This is a genomic window from Pseudomonas sp. NFX15 (assembly GCF_049132105.1).
Lineage (GTDB): Bacteria > Pseudomonadota > Gammaproteobacteria > Pseudomonadales > Pseudomonadaceae > Aquipseudomonas.
The window spans coordinates 292,566-315,638 of sequence record NZ_JAFMPV010000001.1; the positions used below are offsets into that span (position 1 = coordinate 292,566).

The following is a 23,073-nucleotide window of genomic DNA, read 5'->3' on the forward strand; positions in this document are numbered from 1 at the left end:
CCAGCCATTAGATAGCCCACTTCAAGTGGGCTTTTTGTTGCGCGCTAACCCCTACCTGTAGGAGCGAGCTGGCTCGCGAAGGACGTTAACGATTACGCGTACGGTCTGGATAAACGAATGGTTGCTACGTTTTTCGCGAGTAGGCTCGCTCCTACAGGGCATCGATACGGGCCGTGGTTTTGCGGTGATCGGCAAAAAACGCCTTGCCCTTGCCGATCCGGTCGGAGGCCTTGGGCAGGTTCGCGGCCTGTTTGTCCTGGGCATCAACGTACCAGTAGCAATGGCTGACGGCCCGAGTGATACCCACATAGGCCAACCGCAGAATCTCGTCCTTCTGGGCGCTGTCGTAGGGTTCGCTGTCACCTGCCTTGCCCAGGCCTGCCATGCGGTAAACCTGATTTTTGTATGGCGAGCTGGTCAGGTGTTGGCAATCGCCCAGCAGGAACACGGCATCCGCTTGCAGGCCCTTGGCGCTGTGATAGGTCAGCTGCTTCAGGCGCCGAGCCTCGAACGGCAAGCTCGAATCAACATTAACTACTGGCTGAATATGTTCTTCAATCAATGACTTATCGCTGCTTTTTCGATAAAGCATCAGGATCGAATCGCCTCTTCTGTAATGCTCCATCAGACGCTGGGCCATGCCCTGGTCATCACGATCGAGGATGTTCACCGGCAGCAACGCCTTCGGTTCGCCACTGGCCTTGGCCTTCTTGCCGGCAATCGCCGGTGCGGCGCGCACGATGTGCTCGGCGGCATCAATGATGTGCTGGTGGCTGCGATAGTTGTCACTGAGCATGACCTTGGTGGTGCTCGGTGACGGGAACTCCTTGTTGAACTCCATGAAATACGTCGGCGAACTGCCACGCCAACCATAGATGGACTGCCAGTCATCGCCCACACATAGCAGCGAAGAACGCTGGGCACCGCGCCCGACGTGCATGGCCGGCCCGCGACTGCGAATCTCTGCCAGGCTGGCCCTGATCCACGAGACGATCTGCGGCGAAACGTCCTGGAATTCATCGATCATCAGGTGCGACAACGGCCGCAGCAGGTCATCGCTGAGCAGCTTGAGGTTCTCAGGCGAATGCTCGCTGAACAGGGCAAACATCCGGTTGTAGGTCATGATTGGCGGTTTTTGGTCCAGCAAGTGATCTTCCAGCGCCCGCCAAAAGAGGCTCAACGCCTCGAAGAAGAACCGGTCAGGGTCATCCTTGGCGAAACGCATCTGCCCGACAGCGGTGGGCACATCCAGTCCAAGGTTTTCGATGAAACCGGCGGCAGCCACAAAGCAATCAAGCAACGGCGCGGACGCAAGCTCGCCGTTGATCTTGTAGTCGAAGCCAGGGCCGGCGCTGGCATCACCCGCCAACGATGCCAAGACACGCATGGATGACTCATAACTCTCTATCCATATCAATGGCTTACGACAGAAAGCTTGAAACAGGGTGCGCTTTACTGCCCATTCCGCACGCACGCTCAACTTGGCGTTGGGCCGTGTGACCTGTGGGTTTTCCCGGGGATCAAAGCCCAGTACCACCCAGGCATCCAGGGACGGAATGTAGCCATGGCAATGAAACGTCGAGCCGTTGATATCGAACGTCTGGCGCTTGGGTTCGATGCCCTTGATCGGCCAGGCGCCGGCGCGAAACCACAGGTCCTCGATGGCGTCACACAGTTCTTCATCGCGTTTAGCCGCCAACTCGGTTACGCCAATACGCTTTTGCACGTCCGGGTGATCGCGCTCCAGTTCCTTGAGTTGCAAGGCATGGCGCGATAACGGTTGGATCAGCTCGCGAAAACGCTGATCCTCCGTGTGCAGGTGGTGATAACAGGCATTGAGTTGTTGGCGTTGCGCGTCATTGATGCGCAGATCGAACGGGTTGCTGTCGGCCTCATCGTCGCCGTTGGCCGGCCGCAGGCTGAGGTTTTCAAACGCCTGCAGGCGCTCGAAGCCGGGAAGACTGCGGACCATCGGCAGGATCCGCGAGTGGAAGGTGCGCACCAGGTCCCGCGCCTCCTTGAAGCTGATCACGCGCCCCCACACGGCAAACAGTTCGGTCAACTTGTTGATGAAGTCTTTGCGTGACTCGCGGGTGAAGGTCACCACGGTCATCGAACTCAGCTCGAAGCCCAGGTAATGGGTCAACAGCAGGATGCGCAGCACCAGCGTGGTCGATTTGCCGGCACCGGCGCCGGCAATCACCGAGGTGGATGGCGTGTCACTGAAGATCATCTTCCACTGGGCGGCGCTGGGTTGGGCATGCGCTGGCAACAATCGGGCGACGTCGGCTTTCATGCGCTTCTTCAGTTCGGCACTCAACGGCAGGCGCCAATCGTCGAACAGCAAGTCATCGACATTCGGCGGCCGATGCGCGGTGGAGCGCGAGTCGCGGATCAGCAGGACTTGCCGCCCTTCTTCCAACCCTTCGAGCTTGCCTTCCTTATAGCCGTAATCGACACCGGCGCTGTGGCCGCTGCGAAAACCATCGGCCTGCCCATGCAGCCACGAAGCACGGTGCTGTGCGTGCAGGCGGGTCAGGCTGTAACCGAAGAACCGGGCCAGCAGTCGCTTGATCAGCGGCATCTCGGCCAGGGGGCGAAGCTCAGGAGGAAGATCGGGGGTGTGTTGCGGCACGCGGACTGACTCCAGGGTGTGAGGCTGTTGGGCGCTATGGTGTCTGCATTTGCCGTCGAGTTCTAGTGAATTGCTTGTAACTCATTGGCTTATGCGATGAAATGAAAGCCGGCTGAGAATCTTTCGAGGCTATTTCATATCAGTCTATTCGATCGGAATGCTGCATTTTTTACGCTTTTTATCGATGGTTACCTGTTGGATGATGGCCGCCATCACCCACCGGTCTCGCTTCGTGGTCAGGCACTAGGCCCCATGACGAACCTTTTCAGGAGACGATCATGCTTGAACTCAGACCTTTCAACTCGCTCGGTGGCGCTCACCACGGCTGGTTGGATGCTCACCACCATTTTTCGTTCGCCGAATACTACGATCCCAAGCGTATGAACTGGGGCAACCTGCGGGTCTGGAATGACGACGTGATCGCGCCCGGCACCGGTTTCCCACAGCACCCGCACCGGGACATGGAAATCATCACCTATGTTCGCGAAGGCGCCATTACCCACCAGGACAACCTGGGCAACAAGGGTCGTACCGAAGCGGGCGATGTCCAGGTCATGAGCGCTGGCACCGGGATCGCCCACAGCGAATACAACCTGGAAGCGACACCCACCAAGATCTTCCAGATCTGGATCATCCCGAATGAATCCGGTCTGGCCCCGTCCTGGGGCGCCAAGCCGTTCCCCAAAGGCGACCGCGAAGGTTTTGTCACCCTGGCCAGCGGCAAGGCAGGCGACGACCAGAGCCTGCGCATCCGTGCCGACGCCCGTTTGGTTGCCGCCAACCTGAAGGCTGGTGAATCGGCCGAATACGTACTGGACCCCGGACGCCGCGCTTATCTGGTTCCAGCCACAGGAATCATTGAAGTCAATGGTTTGCGTGCACAAGCTCGAGACGGTATTGCAGTAGCCGATGAGCAGGTGCTGCGGGTAACGGCGATTGAGGACAGTGAGATCGTGCTGGTGGACCTGGCCTGATTTGGCCAGACAAGCGGACAAAAAAGGGGCGACCACGATGGTCGCCCCTTTTTTTACGTTTGTGGGAGCTGGCTTACCAGCGAAGGCGTCACCAGCCTCAACATCTATGCCGAATCAACCGCCGATTTCGCTGGCAAGCCAGCGCCTACAAGATTGCGTGTTACTTGGAGGAAATAGCGCCATCCACCAGCGTTTGCGCCTCGGCCACCAGTTGCTTGAGGTGCTCGTCGCTGACAAAGCTTTCGGCGTAGATTTTGTAGATGTCTTCCGTGCCCGACGGACGCGCGGCGAACCAGCCGTTTTCGGTCATGACCTTCAGACCGCCAATCGCCTGGTCGTTGCCCGGTGCATGGCTGAGGATGCTCTGGATCGGTTCGCCGGCCAGTTCAGTCGAGGTGACCTGTTGCGGCGACAGCTTGCTCAGCAGGGCTTTCTGCTCCGGATTGGCCTTGGCATCGACGCGCACCGAGAACGGTTCGCCCAGCTCATCGGTCAGGGCACGGTAGGCTTGGCTCGGATCGCGGCCAGTACGGGCGGTCATTTCTGCCGCCAGCAGCGCCGGAATCAAACCGTCCTTGTCAGTGCTCCAGACGCCGCCATCCTTGCGCAGGAACGAGGCGCCGGCGCTTTCTTCGCCGCCGAAACCCAAGGAACCATCGAACAGGCCCTCGGCAAACCATTTGAAACCGACCGGTACTTCGTACAGGCGACGCCCCAGGCGCTTGGCCACGCGGTCGATCAAGCCACTGCTGACCACGGTTTTACCCACGGCTGCATCGGCGCGCCATTGCGGTCGGTTCTGGAACAGATAATCGATGGACACCGCGAGGTAGTTGTTAGGCGCGAGCAAACCGCCGGACGGGGTCACGATGCCATGGCGGTCGTGGTCCGGGTCGCAGGCGAACGCCACGTCGAAACGTTCTTTGAGGCCGATCAGGCCTTGCATGGCGTGACTCGACGACGGGTCCATGCGGATCTGGCCATCCCAGTCGACCGTCATGAAGCGGAAGGTCGAATCGACGTCCTTGTTTACTACGTCCAAGTCCAGGCGGTAATGCTCGGCAATTGCCGACCAGTAGCGCACCCCTGCTCCACCCAACGGATCAACGCCCAGGCGCAGCTTGGCATCGCGGATGGCGTCGAAATCAATCACGTTGATCAGGTCGGCGACGTAGGTGTTGAGGTAATCGTGACGATGGGTGGTGCTCGCCTTCAGGGCCTGCTCATAGCTGATGCGCTTGACGCCAGCGAGCTTGTTGGCCAGCAGTTCGTTGGCCTTGGCTTCGATCCACTTGGTGATGTGGGTATCGGCCGGGCCACCGTTGGTGGGGTTGTATTTGTAACCACCACTTTGCGGCGGGTTGTGCGACGGCGTGATGACGATGCCGTCGGCCAGGCCGCTGGTGCGACCCCGGTTGTAGCAAAGAATCGCATGGGAAATGGCCGGGGTCGGCGTGTACTCGTCGCCTTCGGCGATCATCACGGTCACGCCATTGGCTGCCAGCACTTCCAGGGCGCTGGCGCCAGCCGGCGTGGACAGGGCGTGGGTGTCGATACCGACAAACAGCGGGCCATCAATGCCTTGAGCTTCGCGATACAGGCAAATCGCCTGGCTGATTGCCAGCACGTGCCATTCGTTGAAACTCAAGTCGAACGAGCTGCCCCGGTGCCCGGACGTGCCAAAGGCAACGCGTTGGGTCGAAATCGCAGCATCAGGCTGGCCGGTGTAATAGGCCGTCACCAGTCGCGGGATGTCGACCAACAAGGCCGCCGGTGCCGGTTTGCCCGCAAAAGGACTGAGTGTCATGCAAAACCTCTGGAATCGAGTGGTTCAGGGATGGGTCGCAGTTTACTGGCAGTTTGACCGTAACGCGATGGGATCGATCCAGCCGCGCCACAGATGTTTTTTGCTGCATTCAATCGACCGTTTCCAATCGCAGGGCATCCCCCAAGAGACTCAGCGCGGCAGCCAGGTTGTGATCGCCGCCAAACGTGTGGCTCAGGCGCAAATGTTGATGGTGCAGGTCCTGGAGACTGAACAGCTCACCCGGCGCAATGACCACCTGTTGCGCCAGCAGACGCTGGAACACTCGCCGCACATTGACCTGGCGCACGGAGCGGGCCCAGATCGTCGCGCCGCCCTCAGGCTCGACGAAGTGCAAGGCGTCGCCCAAGCGTTCTTGCAACAACACGCTCATTTGCCCCTTGCGTTCCTTGAGCAGGCGTCGCAACACCAACAGGTGTTGGTCGAGACGACTGCTGCTGTACAAGCGTGCGATGGCTTTCTGGCGGATCGGCGAGAGACGAAAGGCTCGCAGCAAAAAGTGCCGTTGCAATTGCGCACTCAAATGCCTGGAAAGCAGATAGCCATAAGGTGCCTCCGGCCCGATGACTTTCTCGAACGTGGAAAACACCATAAGGCGCTCCGGCGCCAGCAGGTCACGAAAGCGCAGCCCCCCGGCGTCGAAGGCGAGTTCGCCATGGCAGTCGTTCTCCAGCACCCAGCTGTCATGCATCGCCAACAACCGCGCGACGGCTTGCCGGTTTTCGTCGGGCGCCAGGCTGCCGCGTGGCATGTTCAAGGTGGATGAGAGCATTACCAGACGCACCGGTTCGGTATCAAGCAGTACGTTAAGACGCTCAAGATCCAGGCCGCCATCGGTTTGCACCGGCAGTTCCATCACGCGCACACTCATGGTTTGCAACAAACGCAGGATCGTCCAGTCACAGGGCGACTCGACCACGACGGTGGCGTCTTTGAGGCCCAGTACGGTGATCAGGATTTCCAGCACGCCGCGCAAATCCGCGCCGATGTAGACGTCATCGGCATGCCAGTAACGCATCGGTGAGGTGGTGTAGCGCGCCGCCAGGGCCGTGCGCAATTCGAGTTCGCCGCAGGGTTGCGACGGCGACTGCGGCTGCCGGGGATACTGGCGCAGCAGCTCGCGCTCCAGGAGTAACAAAGGACTGTCGAGCGGCTGCAACAACGCTGGCTCATCGGTGCTCAGCACCAGCATCCCCGGGCGCCTTGCGTTGACGTAGACGGCTTCCAACAGGTCGCCGCCGCTGTCCAGCAGGTTGACCGAAGACACCGGAAGCGCGTAGTAGCCGGACTTGGCCACCGAATAGACGCGTCCCTCTTTCTCCAGCAGCGAATAGGCGTACTGGATGGTCGAGATCGACACATTCAGACGCTCCGCCAGGTGTCGCAACGACGGCAGGCGAATCCGTGCATCACCTTCAGATTCAGTGATCAGGCTGGCCAGGTAGCGGTACACCGCCTGGTACGCAAAATCCGTTTCACGATGACCTTTCATGGCTGAAAGCCGACGGCTCTGACTGACAATCCGTGCACGCTCAGCGACCTGCGGACCATTCATCTGCCAACAGCATGCTTGCGTCTGGCTCGCCGGCATCGACGGGCAACGTGGTGTCGATCAACGCCATGGACGCCGCGGCCAGTTGTTCGGCCATTGGCTCCATCCGGTAGAGCCGGCCAATCAGGCTGACCGGCAAACCACTGACGTCCACCATCCATTGCATGACCTGTTCGGCCACCGCAAAACCCTGCATGGCTCGGTGCAGGTCGGGCATGGCCACCAGCATGCCGGGATGGCACTGGCGCAGGAAACGCTCAAGCCCCGCGCCTCGGTCGACAAAGGGCGAAAACAGCAGGCACAACAGTTGCGCTTCGCTAAGGCCCAGGTTTTTTTGCGCCTCGAGCGCCGCGCGCTGACGCTGTCCTGACAGCGCGGCCGGGTTGCCGAAAACCTCGATCGCCTGCTCGCACAGGCGCTCCGGCAAGCGTTTGCGGCGCATCATCACCAGCGCACGCTGCAGGTATTGCGCCACTCCGACTTCGTAGCTGCGACCCTGAACGAAACAGGCCTGCAACCCCCTGACGTGCGCCGAGATCGACGGGCTGACGAATTCGCTGTCACTGATTTGCGTCGACAGTTCATCGGGCTGGAAACCGAGGAACTCGGTCAACAAGGGCCAGCGTTCTTCCAGGTTACTCACCAACATGTCATGAATGTCGAGGCAAGCGGCGCGGCGACAGGCCTCAAACTGCCCCAGCGGGCGCCATTGCGATCGCTCGTCATCCGCATGAAAAGCGTGATAGCAGTCGCTACCCAACTGATCGAGCAACGTGAACAGGCCCGCGTAACTCGATTCGCCGGCGTAGGATGGTTGCAAGCCAGCCTTGGCAGCCGAACGCTTCAATCCATCGATAAACTGTTTCTGCTGGCGCGGTGTGTCGCTGAAGATCAGAGCGTCCACCCCGCCGTCCCAGCGGGCGATTTGCCCGTAGAATTCGCCGGTGGCCAGATAACCGTCGTCCCACAGGTCGAGCCCACCGCTCCACGCACGACGGTGGCCGACCAGCAGCAGGTTCACACGGTTCGACTCGCGGCCGGCGTCGGAAATCGGCACCAGGTGATTGAATGGCAGGACCTCGCGATCATCCACCATCAGCACCTCGACCCGTGGATCGTCATAGACGAACAAGGCGCTGTTGGTGCGCTGCATGTTCTCGATTGCCGCGCTGCCTGCTCCGTTCAAGCGCAACGAGGCGATGCGCAGGCGAAACGTCGCTGGCGACCGCGTGGCGATGGTCAATTGCGCCGCGCGCAACAAGGCCAGGGTGTAGCAGTTGTCACGGGACCCGGACTGGATCGCCAGTACCTTGTAGTCGCCAATGTGCTCCATGCCCCCCGCCGCCACCGCCAGACGCTGGATCAGCAGTTGCAATGCGGTCCGTTCGGCCCGTGAGAAATAACCCAGCAATCGCTGCAATACTTGTTGGTAGACATAGTTCATCGCTTGATCATGGATGCTGGTCATCTTTATTTACCTGATGCTCGTAAGTTCAATATCGCGCGAACAGCAAATCCCGTTGGACTGGCCGCACGATTAGAGTCATTGACTTTATTGCCAAATGCTAACGCTTGAAGTTGATCGCAATCATTTGAAACGATCGCGCAAGCTCCGTGTTCGGGTGATGAAGATTAGGCTGTAACGCCCGGCTGGCAAGGGTTTTATCGACCAGGACGGGCGTCTTAGGAAATGTCCGACAGAGTCCCACAGACATTTAACACAAGAAATAAAGAAAGAAGTTGTCACTGCCTGTTCGGCAATTACACAACAACCCTTTAGTTCGCCAATGTACATCGGCGATGGACATTGAAACGTTTCAGCCTGACGCCCAGCCATGACTCATTCCTTGAGATGAAAGTAATCATTCAATTATCAGGGCTTAGTGGCTGATTAGAAGCTACAGATTACGGACAAAAACCAGTTCAGTTGCTTGCCCGGTCTGCGGGAAGGGGTTTTTAAGGGGCTGAAACGAAAGAGTCCGTGCAGGCACGGACTCTTGGGTGAGGCTGTGTTACGCCGGTTCGACCTGCAGGGCGACCCGCTCGCGGCATGGGCATTCGTCCATGTAGCGGTGCGCTTCGACGAACTCGGCAAACGGGAACACCCGAGTCTTGAGCGGCAGCAGCACGCGGTCGGCGGTCAGCTGGTTGATGTCGCGCAAGGCACGTTGCAGTGCGGCCTGGTCCTGGGTGATGCCCAGTTCCGGCTTGCCGGTGAAGTTGCCGATGCAGTGCACAAAGAACTGGATGTTCTTCTGAAACGCTGCGCAGGCCGGGAACGGCGTCTGGTTGCCGCCTTGCAGGCCATACAGTACCAGGCTGCCGCGAGGCGCCAACACATCGCCCAGCAATGACATCTGCGGACCGCCCAGTCCATCGAACACCACGTCTACGCCACGGTTATCGGTGATCTTGTTGATCCGCATCAACAGATCTTCTTCCTCGGTGACGATGACTTTGTCAGCACCCAGCGACAACAGGTATTCACGTTCCTCCGCCGTCTTGGTCGCAGCAATCACTCGAACGCCCAAGGCCTTGCCCAGTTGTACGAACGATGGGCCGGCGCAGTGGCTGGCGTCGGTCACGAGGGCAAACTGCCCCGGTTTGACCCGTGCCAGGTCGGCATAGGCGAAGTAGGCAATCAGCAACGGCGTGTAGTGCACGCTGGCTTCGATCGGGCTGAGAATGTCCGGATAACGCGTGACTGCCGTGCGCGGCAACACAATCAGCTCACCGTAGACCGGGTAGTCGTTCGGGCTTTGGGCCGGAAAGCTGGCCACTTTGTCGCCGACCGCGAGGTCATCGACGCCATCGCCGACCGCGGTGACGATACCGGCCATCTCCTGGCCGAGGCCCGAAGGCAGACGGGCATGGGACGGGGCCAGGTTCTGGCGCCACAGTGTGTCGTACCAACTGATGCCGATCGCCTCGACGCGCACCTGCACTTCGCCCGGTGCAGGCAAGGACGCCGCATGCTCTTCGCATTTGAGCACCTCGGCAGGACCAAACTTGTGAAAACGGATCGTGCGGGACATCGCAAACCTCGCCAATTGAACCTCTAATGCCTTGAACTCTAGCTGGGCTTTTAACCCAAGACTATCAGTGGGTATTAATAGTCGACATGCCTGTCATTGATTCCGCATCAGTGCCATTGATGACAATTGAGCCAGCAAACCGCAGCGACTCGTGCAGGAAATCTGAATTACCCGGTGCAGAGTACCAGCCTTTCCCCGTAATATTCCTGCGGGCCATTGTTCCCATATGGCCGCCCACGTCAAGCTTGCTGACTCTGCCAGGACTCCAGATGAATCGTAATGACCTGCGTCGTGTCGACCTGAACCTGTTGATCGTTTTCGAAACATTGATGCATGAACGCAGCGTGACCCGTGCGGCGGAGAAGCTGTTTCTCGGACAACCGGCCATCAGTGCGGCGCTCTCGCGCCTGCGCGGGCTGTTCGACGACCCGTTGTTCGTGCGCACCGGCCGCAGCATGGAACCCACCGCTCGGGCCATCGAGATCTTCGCCCTGCTCTCGCCGGCGCTGGATTCGATTTCCACCGCCGTCAGCCGTGCCGCCGAGTTCGATCCTGCCACAAGTACCGCCGTGTTCCGCATCGGCCTTTCGGACGACGTCGAGTTCGCCTTGTTGCCGATGCTGCTCAAGCGCCTGCGCGCCGAGTCGCCGGGGATCGTGCTGGTCGTGCGCCGGGTCAACTACATCCTGATGCCGGGTTTGCTGGCCTCTGGCGAGATCTCCATCGGCGTCAGCTACACCACCGACCTGCCGGCCAACGCCAAGCGCAAGGTCCTGCGTCGCAGCAAGCCCAAACTGTTGCGCGCCGACACCGTGCCGGGGCCGTTGAGCCTGGATGATTATTGCGAGCGCCCTCACGCGTTGGTGTCGTTTGCCGGCGACCTCAGCGGCTTCATAGATGAAGAACTGGAAAAACTCGGGCGCAAACGTCACGTGGTACTCGCGGTTCCGCAGTTCAACGGGTTGAGTACCTTGCTGGCGGGCACTGACATCGTCGCCACGGTGCCGGACTACACCGCCGATGCGCTAACCGCGGCAGGCGGCGTGCGAGCGGAAGACCCACCGTTGCCGGCGCGCAGTTTCGAACTGCACATGGCTTGGCGCGGGTCGCAGGATAATGACCCGGGCGAGCGCTGGTTGCGGTCGCGGATTCAGATGTTCTTCGGGGATCCGGATAGTTTGTGATTGAAGTCCACTGAACTCCAGAAAATGTAGGCGAAGTGCAACCTCCTCGAAACGGTATCGGCCAACGGTAGAAACTACTGTACGGATACCCATTTCTTGTACAACTTCGAGCCGCTATAGCGGCAACGACGAACCTCATCACAATCACCATTGGAGTTGTGGCCGAGTCAATCATCGATCCATAAACTCGCCAGGCACAAGATCCTGACTCAACTGGCCCGGCGCAAAGCCTCGACTAGCTCAGCCTTACGCATAGTTGAGCGTCCAGCGATTTGCTGTTTTCGCGCTCGGGTCATTAATTCCGTCTTGCTCATGTCCTCGAGTTGCTGACCGGGTCTAGGCACACCTTGGCGGCTAGCTGCCGCTCGACGGCCGGACGATTTACGAGCCTTTGTCTTTGCCGCTTCGCTGGTTTTCTGCCCCGAGCCTCCCTTACGCTCACCGCCACCTGATTGTTTGTTAACGGTAGCCCACGCACGGCTCTCAGCCTCGTTCTTGGAAACACCCTTGGCCTCATAGCTGTCTTCGATGTGTTCGGCCTTACGTTTCTGTTCGTCTGTGTATTTGTCTTTATCACCGCGTGGCATGATCGAATCCTCTTCGTTAACAGTGACATTCACCTACTAAGGTAGAAGCGCCGGTTTAACCATCAGTTCGTCCAGGTCGACCAGTGGTTTATCTGACTGATCTCGAGACCAATTACTCCCTTCGCTATTTTTTTGTCCAACGCCGGGCACGACCCGTTAACCGGCGCGCCTCAAGAGTTCGTTCCTTTCGTCAGGGGCATCTTAATTAAATAAACCTTTCGTATTTCCAGGACCTCCATTGCTAGACAACTGAACTGAAAACGAATGGCGAGGTGGATGATGAAAGCAGTGGTATTTCATGACGTGGGTGACATCCGGATGGACGATGTGGCCGACCCCGTAATTCAGGAACCAACAGATGCCGTTGTGAGAATTACGGCAGCAGCCATCTGCGGGACGGATCTGCATTTTATTCGGGGCACCGTCCCCGACATGCAGCCTGGGACGATATTGGGGCATGAAGGTGTCGGGATCATCGAGGCACTGGGCGATGACGTACGGAATCTTAAGGTGGGTGATCGGGTTATCATTCCCTCTACCATTGCCTGCGGTAACTGTTCCTATTGCAGGGCCGGCTATTTCTCACAATGCGATGTCGTCAATCCTCACGGCAAACAGGCCGGCACCTCGTTTTTCGGCGGTCCTAAAGGCACAGGACCGTTCCACGGTCTGCAAGCCGAGAAAGCTCGTATTCCCTACGCCCATATCGGCTTGATCAAGATTCCGCAGGCCATTAGCGATGACCAGGCCATTGCCATGTCGGATATTTTCCCTACCGCCTGGTTTGGCGCGCAGATGGCCGAAATCCGGGACGGCGATAGTGTCGCAGTGTTCGGCTGTGGCCCCGTTGGCCTATTTACCATTGTCAGTGCGAAATTGATGGGTGCCGGCCGCGTGTTTGCCATTGACGGCTTGGCGGACCGACTTGAGCGCGCCCGCGAACTGGGCGCCGAGTGCATAAATTTCGAAAAGGAAGACCCGGTGCAAACGCTGCACCGCCTCACGGACGGTATAGGTGTGGACCGCGCCGTTGATGCCGTAGGCATCGACGCCAACCATGCGCACCAGGCACATTCACAAACCCAATGGCAACCGGGCGATGCACCGGCTCAGGCGTTGCAATGGGCCATCGAAGGGTTGGCTAAGGCCGGCACCCTATCGATCATCGGCGTGTACCCACCGGGCTTTGACACCTTCCCCATGGGTGCGGCGATGAATAAGAACCTGACTATGAACATGGGCAACTGCCACCATCGCAAGTACATTCCCAAGTTGATCGAAATGACCTTGGCTGGTCGTGTCGACCCGGCAAAAATACTCACCCAGAAAGAGCCACTGACTGACGCCATTGAAGCCTTCAAGTCGTTTGATAAACGTGAGAGCGGCTGGATCAAAGTCAAACTGATGCCCCAAGGTTGATGAAGTCGGTCCGGGTTCGATAGCTGCCAGGAAACCCTCGGCAGCTATTGTTTTAGCCTGGAAAACAGTTCCAAGGTTGAAGCGATCAAAAAACAAGATTTTTGTCAGTTTGGCGCCCAGTAAAACCATCGATTTATTAAACAGATATTCTTTGATACCGGCTTGCATCGTCGCGGTCACAATTTTTACTGGAGGGTGAAACCCACCCGAAAACATATGACCAGGTTCAGCTTCCTGCCGCACAGCGTATTAACAGGAGCTAACAAACGGGACCGCACCCATGCATTCTCAATACACCAATGCCCAACTCCTCGCCTGTCGCTGCCTGGCGATGGAGCGGAATAAAAAGCTGTTTGATGAGGCAAATGCCATCAGCCGCTCCGCATTCGAACTGCTCGAGCAACCGGATCTGGACAGCGAGAAATTCCAACGCTATCTCCAACTGCGAAGGAAAGCTGAAACCCTGTTTTGCGAGGCCTTGGATCATCTGACCTTATTGAATGAAAACTTCCCGCCGCTTCCTGTTCAAAAGCTGATGGAGGCTTGCGACAGCTCACTTCACCAAGAGGAAAGCAGCGGATAGACCCTTATGCGAGTGCCTGGACTGGATGGACTTGTGGACGCTGGAAAATGGCTTGTCTGGATCGCTATATCGGCTACTACCATCCCTACGCCGCCAGCCATGACGAGCTGGATGCTGACCTGGCACTGCAGGAAGAAGTACGAAACGTAGCACGGCCAGTGGTCAATGCGGTGAGAGAACGGCGTACGGGCAACTTGTCCCAACCCGATGCCACATGACGCGTGCCGCGACCAAATAACGAAAACGCGTGACAGCCGTTCTTCTATTTATTGGAACCCTCTGGTCTTTGTGCTCTCCATCATAGAAACGGCAAAAGGGAGAATTCACCAGGATTGCCCTGGCAAATGGTCTGCGACCGAAGGGCGTTCTTATGGTTGAACACTGCAATCCTCATGGAAAACCTTATCGAATAGGTGGCATGGCCACCTGTGAAATGCCGTGTTTGAGCAGCTCCAGGCATTACCGCATCAGCGCTTGTATGACTGGCGCGACGACAAACGACAGACGCTGCGCTCAGCCTTATCAATACGCCTGTTGGAGCGCGCCATTGGTGTGATTTATCGCCCGCAAACCGAGCGCCAAAGCCATTACTTCGACGCGACCCTGAGCGAGCAATTTGATGCATACCTGTGGTTCGCCCATACCCTCGCCATCACACCGCTAAAGACCGTGCACTCGTCCAGTCATGAAGAGGACACCTTCCCCTTCGGCATATGATTGACCCAGCACCTGCCAGCGGTTGATTCAAGGTCTCTGATGAACGAGGGTTACCCGCTGGTGACTCTATGGGATTGGCCACCGGCGAAAACTCGTTCATTGCGGTGGAGGTATGGCATTGCTGATGCCCGCTCGCAGGTCGTCATTTTCCTGGAATTTTTTGTAACGTCGCCTACTCATTAGCCCATGAGTAAGTAACAAACGTATGGCGAGACAATGATCTGGGACCTCATGATGAAAATCCGAGCCACTGTTATTTGCGAAAGAGATAAACAGGTCTTGTTGGTGCGCAAGCCGGCGTCAAAATGGGCTCTGCCTGGTGGAAAGGTCGAGTTTGGCGAAGCTATTGCTGGAGCTGCGGCTCGAGAACTCCAAGAAGAAACGGGACTAAACGCCGAGCAGCTTCTATACATATTTGAGTTTGAATCTACTCATACCCACCATCATGTTTTTGAGGCTTCAATCATAAATATTGAAAGTGTGACCCCTCAAAACGAGATCAGCGAGTGTATTTGGTGCGCGCTGACCTCGATCGACCAACTCAACATAAGCAGGGCTACACAATCGATTATTAGGTCATTTGTACGTCGACTTTAAAATTATAAAACCGCTGCTGTGTACGCTCGGCAGAAAAATGAATTGGAATCCTGATCCACCGAATCAATGTATTGAACGGAGTCTTATCATGACTTGTCGCATACGCTTGGATTATCTACTGGACACATTTCTTGGCCCCATAGCAAAAACCGTGGAATGTGAGGGAGTGATCATTCCGATTACGCCTGGTGCCTTTCAAGTGCAGGTGCAAGCCCCTTTCCCGGAGGATCTTCACAAGGCACATACCGTGACTGTATTTCAACCGTCAAAACAGCCTTTAGCCGGCACCTTGGTTCACACTCGTAGAATGGCAAATGGGGATCTGGAACTGCAGATTGATGTATGACATCCAAGGGCGATTTCAATGGCCGCCGAAAGTCGATACATCATCAGCTTCATTGTTGTGCGTGCCCCATTTGCCTTGGTGGAAGCAAGTCGTAATTTATCAGGGCTATCCACGGTCATTTGCTGATGCCAACGACGATGGCATTGGTGATTTGCCAGGAAAATAATAACCAATGGTTCGCATGGTCCATCGCGTCAGCCCTTAAATACGTGATCACCAGGACGTCAATCAATCGGGCCGGTATCGATCGCTCGATCCTGGCGGTCACCCACAGCTTGGCCTTCTCGACAGCCCACCGTTATTTGTTTTCATCCGCTTTTTTCTGCTGAAGTTGCACAGACGATTTTGTGCCATCCGGATTGCTCTTCGCCGTGCTGTCAGAGTTGTCGAAACATCCCTGCAGCATCAGCAGGCTGCAGAAGCTCAGGCCTAAGTAAAAATGTTTCATTGTTGTCACCCATTAATTCTATTCCAGTGCCAAGAAAGCCATCAGAGGATAGGTTTTCCGCCTGTGACCCCAAACCGTTCCCCGGATATATAACTGCCTTCGTCCGATGCCAACAGTACATAAATCGGCGCTACTTCAACCGGCTGTCCTGGTCGTCCTAACGGGGTGTTTGATCCGAAGTTTTTCACCGAGTCTTCGGCCATCGTGGAGGGTATTAACGGTGTCCAGATAGGCCCCGGCGCTACGCTATTGACTCGAATGCCACGCTTGCCAAGCATCTGTGCAAGCCCTGCGGTGAAGTTCGCAATCGCCCCTTTTGTAGTGGCATAGGCCAACAAGCTGGGATTGGGCGCATCGGAGTTGACTGAGCTGGTATTGATGATCGAGCTGCCCTCCGCCATGTTGGGCAACGCCGCTTTGCAAATGCGGAATATGGCGGTGATATTGACATCGAATGTCTTTACCCATTCCTCGTCGGGAATTTCTTCCAACGTCTCATAGGTCATCTGAAAGGCTGCATTGTTCACCAGAATGTCAATGCGACCGAACTTTGCCACGGTGTCATTCACGATCCCGGCACAATGCGCCTGACTGGCAATGTTCCCCGGCAATAACAGGCATTGCCGGCCCGCGTCCTCGACCCACCGTGCGGTTTCTTTGGCGTCCTCATGCTCGTCCAGATAGGAGATCGCCAAATCAGCGCCTTCACGGGCAAAGGCGATCGCCACAGCGCGGCCAATGCCACTGTCGCCGCCAGTAATCAAAGCGATCTTGCCGGCCAGCCGGCCCGATCCCTCATAACTGGACTCACCGCAATCGGGATACGGTTCCATTCGGCTTTGCTCGCCGGGGACAGGCTGCTGCTGAGGTTTGAATGGAGGTTTTGGATAGGTCTTCATCGAAGTCTCTCCTGAGGTTTGTTGATTCGAAGCCACTTCAAGGTGGACTTGAATACTGCGCAGTGAGTTCGCTTTTTTCGCGAGTAGTCAGGGGGCAAGCGCGGGTTCGGGATCCAGCTTCCATGGTTAGCGAAGCGCGCCGGCTGGCATGCAGCCCGACGCAAGCAAACCCAGACGAAGGAAAAATTTCGTCTGCTCAGACTTTTCTGTCAGAGAGACAAGACTTCTGTTCAACCGAAAAAAGCGCGTGCCTGACGGGCGGTGTAAAGGCGAACTGTCCGTCGAAAACACTGAATTATCTGAAAACGCTGCTATCTATTTGCGAGCTCTTCATCAAGAGCAACTAAAAAGGGGAAGCAAACGTGAGCGGTGCTTTAGTCCGACATTTCGAAGCCATTTTCAGCCAGCTTCATACACTACGAACTGCTGTTGAATCCTTGAAGGAAAAGGAGCGAGTTCATTCGCTGCGGGGGCACCAAACCGTGGATAGCTCGGAGGCGATTCACCTTTCCTTCCAAAGACTTCAGACTGCCATCAAGGAAATGGAAGACACCTTATTGATGATTGCAGAAGCCACAGGCGAAATCGGTAAGCTCTGATTAACCGGGCACATTGATCTGCCCGAATCGAAGGCCGAGTAGAATTCGTTCGCCGAAAGCGCTTTGCCCGACATCCTCAAGCAGGAGCGAAGGTGAAAAACCTTCAGGACAAGTTAAAGCCATCGGCACGCAGACTAACGCCGACCAAGCCTTGATCGGATCAGCAGCACACCACCTTTTACGTGAGAACCGGCTTTGGTCGGTCGCATGACATACCGCTTATCGGTCATCTTGAAAATATTCAAAACATTTACAGGCCGGTTGAAATCGGAATTAGTGTCCGTTGCATACGGATGAATTAGCAAAGGCCAATCGATGTTGGAGAATAATCATGAATACCGGTAATAAAAATCAGGGTAATGATCGCGACAAGTCACCCAGCAGTGACAAAAAAGGTGGTCAGTCGGGCAGCGGCAATTTTGCCAATGATCGTGAAAAGGCCTCCGAAGCCGGCCGTAAGGGCGGACAACAAAGCCACAGAGGTGGTCGCAAATCTTGAGTTCGCTCAGTCAGACAGGGGCGGCATCGCTGCCCCTCCTGAAAAGGGGTTAGCCATGAGAGCGCCAATCGAAAGACACCTCGATGCAGAGCATTTAGAACCGGATCCACATGTTCAGGACGACAGGAAGCCGGAGATACCGGCGAATCCGTCTGTAATTCAACCTAGCGACGAATACGTCGAACAGCTACAGAATAGCGCGCGTAGCGAAACGTCGATAATTCAGCCGGGATGTTATGAGCGCCGACAAGGTGCAGTACAATCCGAGAGAGTTACCGGCGCTTCACATACGCCGCCTGTTTGCGAACGAAGTTCATAGTCGCAACGAACACCTGTCAGTGCGAGGTGGTGTATGCCTGTACATGTCATCAATTTCACCGGCCCAATCAATGCGTCGACCTGTGGTCAGCTTATTGAGAAAGCATCGACCGCGGTGCAGCAAAGTGCTTCAGGCTTGATCGTGAATATCGCGACTATGGGTGGTGAATGCAGTTACGGCTTTACCATGTATAACTTTTTGCTTTCGCTACCGATTTCGGTGCAAACGCACAATCTCGGAACCGTCGAATCGATGGGCAACATCGTTTTCCTGGCTGGCCAGCGCAGAACGGCTTGCGTGCATAGCAAATTTCTCTTCCATCCTTTTCACTGGCACCTTCAAGGTTCCGTCGATCATTCCCGTATGTCTGAATACGCCATGAGCCTGGACTACGACTTGCAACTCTATGCGCGCATCGTCGCCGAGCGGACGGAAGGTGCCGATGAGAAACTGGAAACGGAAAAATACCTGATTGCCGCCCCACGCATCATCGACCCTCCTCAAGCGTTGGCCTGCGGGTTGATACAGGCGATCGCGTCACCACTGATTGATGCGCAATCCGTGACCTGTACCATCCACTCGTGACGCCTTTGCTCTGCTTACGCAGGTTGCTCACTGCTCCCCAAAAAGACATGGCGTAGTATTGCGAGACGGCACAACGATTTGACCGCCATTTTATTAGGCCTTTGATCATGAAGTCTTCCGTGAAGCGTTCCCCCAACGTCCCGCAGCGCAAGGAGCTGATACCCAGCACCCTGCCCTTTCCTGTGGTCGGCATTGGCGCTTCCGCTGGCGGCCTCCAGGCGGTGGAATCATTTTTCGAGCACATGCCCAATGACAACGGCATGGCCTTCGTCATTATTTTTCACTTGTCGCCCGATTATCCAAGCCAAGTCGATCGGATCATTCAGGAGGTCACCAAGATGCCAGTGCGGCAGGTGACCGAGACGCTCTCCATCGAAAAGAACACCGTGTATGTCATCTCGCCGGCGCACAACCTGATGATGAACGACGGGTATCTGTCGGTGATGCCATCGGATCGGCCGCCTGGCATGCATGTGGCCATCGATCTGTTCTTCCGAGACCTGGCGGATGTGCACAAGGAACGTGCTTTCTGCCTGATACTGTCGGGTACGGGCTCTGACGGCGCAGTGGGGCTTTCACGGATCAAGGAACAAGGCGGCATCACCCTGGTGCAGACACCGGAAGATGCCGAATACGATGGCATGCCCCGTGCCGCCATCAATACGCAGATGGTTGATCTGGTGTTGCCCGTGGTGGAGATGCCGCAAAAACTGCTGGAGCTCTGGCGTAACTCGAAGTCCATCATATTGCCGACCGCCAACGACCCGGAAATCAAGACCACCCCTCCTGCTTCCGAACGCGATGCCGCCTTGGCCGAGCAGCAGCTGCAAGACATCTTGATCCAGCTGCGCAATGGAACCGGTCACGATTTCAAACACTACAAGCGGGCCACCGTACTGCGCCGCATCGAGCGTCGCCTGCAGGTGACCGCACAGCCGGATCTGGGCGCCTATTACGATTATCTGCAAGCTCACCCCGAAGAAACCAAGGCCTTACTGGGGGACATGCTGATCGGTGTGACCAATTTCTTTCGCGACCGCGAGGCCTTCGAGGCATTGGAACGCGATGTCATCCCCGATCTGGTTAAAGCCCTGCAGGACAGCCTGCCGCATCGGGATGAAATCCGAACCTGGTCAGCGGGCTGCTCTACCGGCGAAGAAGCCTATAGCCTGGCCATTCTGCTGACCGAGCAAATGGCCTTGGAGGCCAGCCCGGCCAAGCTGCAGGTGTTTGCCACCGACATCGATGACCGCGCGATTGCCTTTGGTCGAAGTGGCGTCTACCCCGAGGCAATCATTACCGACGTTCCGCCGCCGCGCATGCGCCAATATTTCACCCTGGAAAACCATCACTACCGCGTGCGCAAGGAAATTCGCGAGAAAGTGCTGTTCGCCAAGCACAGCCTGTTGCTCGACCCGCCCTTCTCGCAACTCGACCTGATCGTCTGCCGTAACCTGCTGATCTACCTCGACCGCGAGGTGCAGCGCGAGATCATGCAGATGTTCCACTTTGCCTTGCGCCCCGGCGGTTACCTATTCCTCGGTTCCTCGGAGTCCGCCGATGGCTGCCTGGATCTGTTTACGCCGGTGGACAAACGCAACCGCATCTTCCGCGCCAAGAGCGTCTCCAGCAGTCCCCGACGTGCCCCCACCCTGCCACGCGGCGGTTATGCACGTACGACGGCCGCCCCACGGCCTTTGGAGCCAGCGGTTGCTCGCAAGGTGTCGTTTGCCGACATTCACTTGCGCGCGCTGGAGAAAGCGGCACCGCCGAGCATCATCGTCGATGCCAATGCCAATATCCTGCACATGAGTGAAGGTGCCGGGCGTTTTCTGCGCTACGTGGCCGGTGAGATCTCACGCAATCTGTTGACGCTGGCCCACCCGGATCTGCGTCTGGACATTCGCACCACGCTATACCAGGTACAGCAGAGCGGGCTACCGGTCACCTCGCGCAAAGTCCGCATCGAGCGTGAGCAGCGCAGTTACCTGGTCGACCTGAACGTGCATCCTTACAAGGATGACGAGACTGACAGCGAATACAACCTGGTGATCTTCGAGGAGCACGAGGTCGATCCTCAAGCGCAGCTTGATGGCATTGTCAGCCAGACCGAAAACCAGATGTTGGCCAACCTTGAGCACGAACTGCAACGCACCAAGCTGCAATTGCAAGAGACCGTCGAACAGTCGGAAGTCTCCAGCGAAGAGCTCAAGGCTTCCAATGAAGAAATGCACGCCATCAACGAAGAACTGCGCTCAGCCACCGAAGAACTGGAAACCAGCAAGGAAGAATTGCAATCGATCAATGAAGAGCTGCTGACCGTCAATGCCGAACTGAAGGCCAAAGTCGAAGAGACCGACAAGGTCAACGATTACCTGACCAACCTGATTGCCTCCACAGACATCGCTACCGTATTCATTGATCGTAATTTGCGTATTCGCTGGTTTACCCCACGCGCCACCGAAATTTTCAGCATGCTGCCCGTTGATACCGGCCGCTCGCTGATGGACATCACCCATCGCCTGGACTATCCGGACATGGTCGAAGATGTGGCGACGGTCTTCGAGTCGCTGAACATGATCGAGCGTGAGGTCTGCAGCAGCGACCAGCGCTGGTACATCGCCCGCCTATTGCCTTACCGCTCCAGTGAAGACCACATCGACGGCACGGTGCTGACCTTTATCGATATCTCCAAGCGCCGTGCCGCCGAGGAGGAGTTGAGCATCAGTGAAGAGCGCATGCGCCTGGTCGCCGAGAGCACCCATGATTTCGCCATTATCATCCTCGATGATCACGGCGCGATCACCGACTGGAACACCGGGGCCAAGTTGATTTTTGGTTACGCCAAGGAGGAAGTACTCGGCGCCTATTACGATCTGATCTTCACACCGGAAGAACGCAGCTCAGGTGCACCGGAAATTGAACTGCGTACGGCTCGGGAGCATGGTCGGGGCGAAGATGAACGCTGGCACCTGCGCAAGGACGGCAGCCGTTTCTACTGCAGCGGTGAAGTCATCCGACTTGAAGGCGAGAGCCTCAAAGGTTATGTGAAGATCGCCCGCGACCTCACCGGCCACAAGCGCCTGCACGACGAACAAACTCAACGGCTGGCCGAAACCCAAACCAGCAGTCATCTCAAAGACGAGTTTTTCGCGGTGATGTCCCATGAGCTCAAGCACCCGCTCAACCTCATTCAACTCAACGCCGAATTGCTGCGCCGTTTGCCGATGACCAGAAGCGTCAGCCCGGCGATGAAAGCGGTCAATACCATTTGCGACGCGGTATCGAGTCAGGCGCGGATCATCGACGATTTGCTGGACGTTGCCCGTGTGCGCACCGGCAAACTCAAATTAAAAAAACAGGCGGTGGATCTGGGACGGATTCTGCAGGACATCCACACGGTGGTGGTCAACGATCAACACCCTTGCGAAATCATCCTCCAGGTACCGCAGCCGCCGGAGCCACCGCTGGTGGTCGATGCTGACAGTACGCGCCTGGAACAGATCATCTGGAATCTGGTGAACAATGCCCTGAAGTTCACCCCAAAGGACGGCCGCGTCGAACTGATTGCCCGACGTGTCGAAGACATGGCGCAACTGGACGTTATCGACAGCGGCATTGGCCTTGAACAGCACAACCTGCACAAGGTGTTCGACCTGTTTACCCAAGCAGAAAACCAGCACGCCATCCACCAGCGCGAAGGCCTGGGCATTGGCCTGTCACTGGTGCGGCAACTGGTGGAAGCCCACGGTGGCTCGGCGGATGTGCGCTCCGAAGGGACTGGTCGGGGCTGCACTTTTACCATTCGGCTTCCGCTGTGCCATCCCCATCAGCAGGCGGCAGATCAAGCGCAGACCTCCGGTGAATCAGGACGATTGTTTGGCCAGAAGATACTGCTGGTGGATGACTCCCGCGACGTGATGGAAGTGTTGCAAATGCTGCTGGAAATGGAAGGCGCCCACGTGGAAGCTTTCAGCGACCCGCTACTGGCCCTCAAAGCTGCGAAAGAAGGCAACTATGATGTGATCATTTCCGACATTGGCATGCCCGTCATGGATGGCCACGCACTCATCCAGGCCATTCGCCAGATTGTCCATCACAAATACACGCCGGCCATTGCGCTCACAGGTTATGCCACCAGCAGCGATCAGAAAAAAACCAGGCAATCGGGGTTCAATTACCACGTGAGCAAGCCGGTTGCCCATGATGACTTCATCGATATCATTGATGAGGCCTGTAAATCTCGACCCTATTAACTACTTAAAAAGCG

At 56.8% G+C, this 23,073-nt stretch carries 19 protein-coding genes and 1 pseudogene; 12 read left to right on the forward strand and 8 right to left on the reverse strand.

The features are described 5' to 3' along the window. Nucleotides 1-151: 151 nt before the first annotated feature. On the reverse strand, nt 152-2,635 hold the full coding sequence (locus J1D76_RS01220) for a UvrD-helicase domain-containing protein (RefSeq protein WP_421136624.1): 2,484 nt from the start codon (nt 2,633-2,635) through the stop codon (nt 152-154). A 278-nt stretch (nt 2,636-2,913) separates the two neighbouring features. On the opposite strand from J1D76_RS01220, the gene J1D76_RS01225 reads away from it, so the two are divergent. Next, complete coding sequence (locus tag J1D76_RS01225) at nt 2,914-3,609, forward strand: pirin family protein (RefSeq protein WP_421136625.1); 696 nt, start codon at nt 2,914-2,916, stop codon at nt 3,607-3,609. Nucleotides 3,610-3,769: 160 nt separating this feature from the next. Here J1D76_RS01225 and pgm read toward each other — a convergent pair whose 3' ends face one another. The 4 genes from pgm to J1D76_RS01245 form a co-directional block, all read right to left on the reverse strand. After that, nucleotides 3,770-5,416 (reverse strand): phosphoglucomutase (alpha-D-glucose-1,6-bisphosphate-dependent), encoded by a 1,647-nt coding sequence (pgm, locus tag J1D76_RS01230; protein WP_421136626.1) that lies wholly within the window; start codon nt 5,414-5,416, stop codon nt 3,770-3,772. A gap of 109 nt (nt 5,417-5,525) precedes the next feature. Beyond that, on the reverse strand, nt 5,526-6,926 hold the full coding sequence (locus J1D76_RS01235) for a PLP-dependent aminotransferase family protein (protein WP_421136627.1): 1,401 nt from the start codon (nt 6,924-6,926) through the stop codon (nt 5,526-5,528). Nucleotides 6,927-6,966: 40 nt separating this feature from the next. Next, the gene (locus J1D76_RS01240) at nt 6,967-8,454 is read right to left on the reverse strand and encodes a hypothetical protein (RefSeq protein WP_421136628.1); all 1,488 of its coding nucleotides are present in this window, start codon (nt 8,452-8,454) and stop codon (nt 6,967-6,969) included. Between the two features lie 544 nt (nt 8,455-8,998). Continuing rightward, a complete protein-coding gene (locus tag J1D76_RS01245) occupies nt 8,999-10,021 on the reverse strand; it encodes a zinc-dependent alcohol dehydrogenase family protein (protein ID WP_421136629.1) in 1,023 nt (340 codons plus the stop codon). Nucleotides 10,022-10,290: 269 nt separating this feature from the next. Here J1D76_RS01245 and J1D76_RS01250 point away from each other — a divergent pair, with 269 nt between their 5' ends. Then, a complete protein-coding gene (locus tag J1D76_RS01250; RefSeq protein WP_421136630.1) occupies nt 10,291-11,205 on the forward strand; it encodes a LysR family transcriptional regulator in 915 nt (304 codons plus the stop codon). A gap of 209 nt (nt 11,206-11,414) precedes the next feature. Here J1D76_RS01250 and J1D76_RS01255 read toward each other — a convergent pair whose 3' ends face one another. Beyond that, the gene (locus tag J1D76_RS01255; RefSeq protein ID WP_421136631.1) at nt 11,415-11,792 is read right to left on the reverse strand and encodes a termination factor Rho; all 378 of its coding nucleotides are present in this window, start codon (nt 11,790-11,792) and stop codon (nt 11,415-11,417) included. A 279-nt stretch (nt 11,793-12,071) separates the two neighbouring features. Between J1D76_RS01255 and J1D76_RS01260 the strand changes: the two genes are divergently transcribed. The 6 genes from J1D76_RS01260 (at nt 12,072) to J1D76_RS01285 (ending at nt 15,620) form a co-directional block, all read left to right on the forward strand. Continuing rightward, the gene (locus J1D76_RS01260; protein WP_421136797.1) at nt 12,072-13,211 is read left to right on the forward strand and encodes a zinc-dependent alcohol dehydrogenase; all 1,140 of its coding nucleotides are present in this window, start codon (nt 12,072-12,074) and stop codon (nt 13,209-13,211) included. A 280-nt stretch (nt 13,212-13,491) separates the two neighbouring features. Then, on the forward strand, nt 13,492-13,794 hold the full coding sequence (locus J1D76_RS01265; protein WP_421136632.1) for a hypothetical protein: 303 nt from the start codon (nt 13,492-13,494) through the stop codon (nt 13,792-13,794). 47 nt (nt 13,795-13,841) lie between these two features. Next, nucleotides 13,842-14,012: a hypothetical protein gene (locus J1D76_RS01270; RefSeq protein ID WP_421136633.1), complete on the forward strand. Its 171-nt coding sequence runs from the start codon at nt 13,842-13,844 to the stop codon at nt 14,010-14,012. Nucleotides 14,013-14,232: 220 nt separating this feature from the next. Then, nucleotides 14,233-14,511 carry an erythromycin esterase family protein gene (locus J1D76_RS01275; protein ID WP_421136634.1) on the forward strand — a complete coding sequence of 93 codons (279 nt, stop codon included), beginning with the start codon at nt 14,233-14,235 and terminating at the stop codon, nt 14,509-14,511. Nucleotides 14,512-14,745: 234 nt separating this feature from the next. Then, nucleotides 14,746-15,108, forward strand: a complete 363-nt coding sequence (locus J1D76_RS01280) for an NUDIX hydrolase (RefSeq protein WP_421136798.1) — start codon at nt 14,746-14,748, stop codon at nt 15,106-15,108. A 338-nt stretch (nt 15,109-15,446) separates the two neighbouring features. Beyond that, nucleotides 15,447-15,620 (forward strand): hypothetical protein, encoded by a 174-nt coding sequence (locus tag J1D76_RS01285; protein ID WP_421136803.1) that lies wholly within the window; start codon nt 15,447-15,449, stop codon nt 15,618-15,620. Nucleotides 15,621-15,752: 132 nt separating this feature from the next. On the opposite strand, the gene J1D76_RS01290 is transcribed toward J1D76_RS01285, so the two are convergent. Continuing rightward, nucleotides 15,753-15,902: a hypothetical protein gene (locus tag J1D76_RS01290; RefSeq protein WP_421136635.1), complete on the reverse strand. Its 150-nt coding sequence runs from the start codon at nt 15,900-15,902 to the stop codon at nt 15,753-15,755. A 41-nt stretch (nt 15,903-15,943) separates the two neighbouring features. Next, complete coding sequence (locus J1D76_RS01295; RefSeq protein WP_421136636.1) at nt 15,944-16,801, reverse strand: SDR family oxidoreductase; 858 nt, start codon at nt 16,799-16,801, stop codon at nt 15,944-15,946. Between the two features lie 362 nt (nt 16,802-17,163). On the opposite strand from J1D76_RS01295, the gene J1D76_RS01300 reads away from it, so the two are divergent. The 4 genes and pseudogenes from J1D76_RS01300 (at nt 17,164) to J1D76_RS01315 (ending at nt 23,059) form a co-directional block, all read left to right on the forward strand. Further along, complete coding sequence (locus tag J1D76_RS01300; protein ID WP_421136637.1) at nt 17,164-17,400, forward strand: hypothetical protein; 237 nt, start codon at nt 17,164-17,166, stop codon at nt 17,398-17,400. A gap of 388 nt (nt 17,401-17,788) precedes the next feature. Continuing rightward, nucleotides 17,789-17,899 (forward strand): annotated as a pseudogene (locus tag J1D76_RS01305) (general stress protein); the annotation flags it as partial. 352 nt (nt 17,900-18,251) lie between these two features. Then, nucleotides 18,252-18,803: an ATP-dependent Clp protease proteolytic subunit gene (locus tag J1D76_RS01310; RefSeq protein ID WP_421136638.1), complete on the forward strand. Its 552-nt coding sequence runs from the start codon at nt 18,252-18,254 to the stop codon at nt 18,801-18,803. A gap of 107 nt (nt 18,804-18,910) precedes the next feature. Further along, nucleotides 18,911-23,059 (forward strand): CheR family methyltransferase, encoded by a 4,149-nt coding sequence (locus J1D76_RS01315; RefSeq protein ID WP_421136639.1) that lies wholly within the window; start codon nt 18,911-18,913, stop codon nt 23,057-23,059. Nucleotides 23,060-23,073 lie beyond the last annotated feature (14 nt).

Bases quoted from the DNA above. Each gene is read 5' to 3' on its own strand.
- J1D76_RS01235 (WP_421136627.1), bottom strand. From the start codon at position 6,926: ATGAAAGGTCATCGTGAAACGGATTTTGCGTACCAGGCGGTGTACCGC.
- J1D76_RS01245 (WP_421136629.1), bottom strand. From the start codon at position 10,021: ATGTCCCGCACGATCCGTTTTCACAAGTTTGGTCCTGCCGAGGTGCTC.
- J1D76_RS01225 (WP_421136625.1), top strand. From the start codon at position 2,914: ATGCTTGAACTCAGACCTTTCAACTCGCTCGGTGGCGCTCACCACGGC.
- J1D76_RS01260 (WP_421136797.1), top strand. From the start codon at position 12,072: ATGAAAGCAGTGGTATTTCATGACGTGGGTGACATCCGGATGGACGAT.
- J1D76_RS01240 (WP_421136628.1), bottom strand. From the start codon at position 8,454: ATGACCAGCATCCATGATCAAGCGATGAACTATGTCTACCAACAAGTA.
- J1D76_RS01315 (WP_421136639.1), top strand. From the start codon at position 18,911: ATGAAGTCTTCCGTGAAGCGTTCCCCCAACGTCCCGCAGCGCAAGGAG.
- J1D76_RS01255 (WP_421136631.1), bottom strand. From the start codon at position 11,792: ATGCCACGCGGTGATAAAGACAAATACACAGACGAACAGAAACGTAAG.
- J1D76_RS01265 (WP_421136632.1), top strand. From the start codon at position 13,492: ATGCATTCTCAATACACCAATGCCCAACTCCTCGCCTGTCGCTGCCTG.
- J1D76_RS01270 (WP_421136633.1), top strand. From the start codon at position 13,842: ATGGCTTGTCTGGATCGCTATATCGGCTACTACCATCCCTACGCCGCC.
- J1D76_RS01295 (WP_421136636.1), bottom strand. From the start codon at position 16,801: ATGAAGACCTATCCAAAACCTCCATTCAAACCTCAGCAGCAGCCTGTC.
- J1D76_RS01310 (WP_421136638.1), top strand. From the start codon at position 18,252: ATGCCTGTACATGTCATCAATTTCACCGGCCCAATCAATGCGTCGACC.
- pgm (WP_421136626.1), bottom strand. From the start codon at position 5,416: ATGACACTCAGTCCTTTTGCGGGCAAACCGGCACCGGCGGCCTTGTTG.
- J1D76_RS01290 (WP_421136635.1), bottom strand. From the start codon at position 15,902: ATGAAACATTTTTACTTAGGCCTGAGCTTCTGCAGCCTGCTGATGCTG.
- J1D76_RS01250 (WP_421136630.1), top strand. From the start codon at position 10,291: ATGAATCGTAATGACCTGCGTCGTGTCGACCTGAACCTGTTGATCGTT.
- J1D76_RS01285 (WP_421136803.1), top strand. From the start codon at position 15,447: ATGTATGACATCCAAGGGCGATTTCAATGGCCGCCGAAAGTCGATACA.
- J1D76_RS01280 (WP_421136798.1), top strand. From the start codon at position 14,746: ATGAAAATCCGAGCCACTGTTATTTGCGAAAGAGATAAACAGGTCTTG.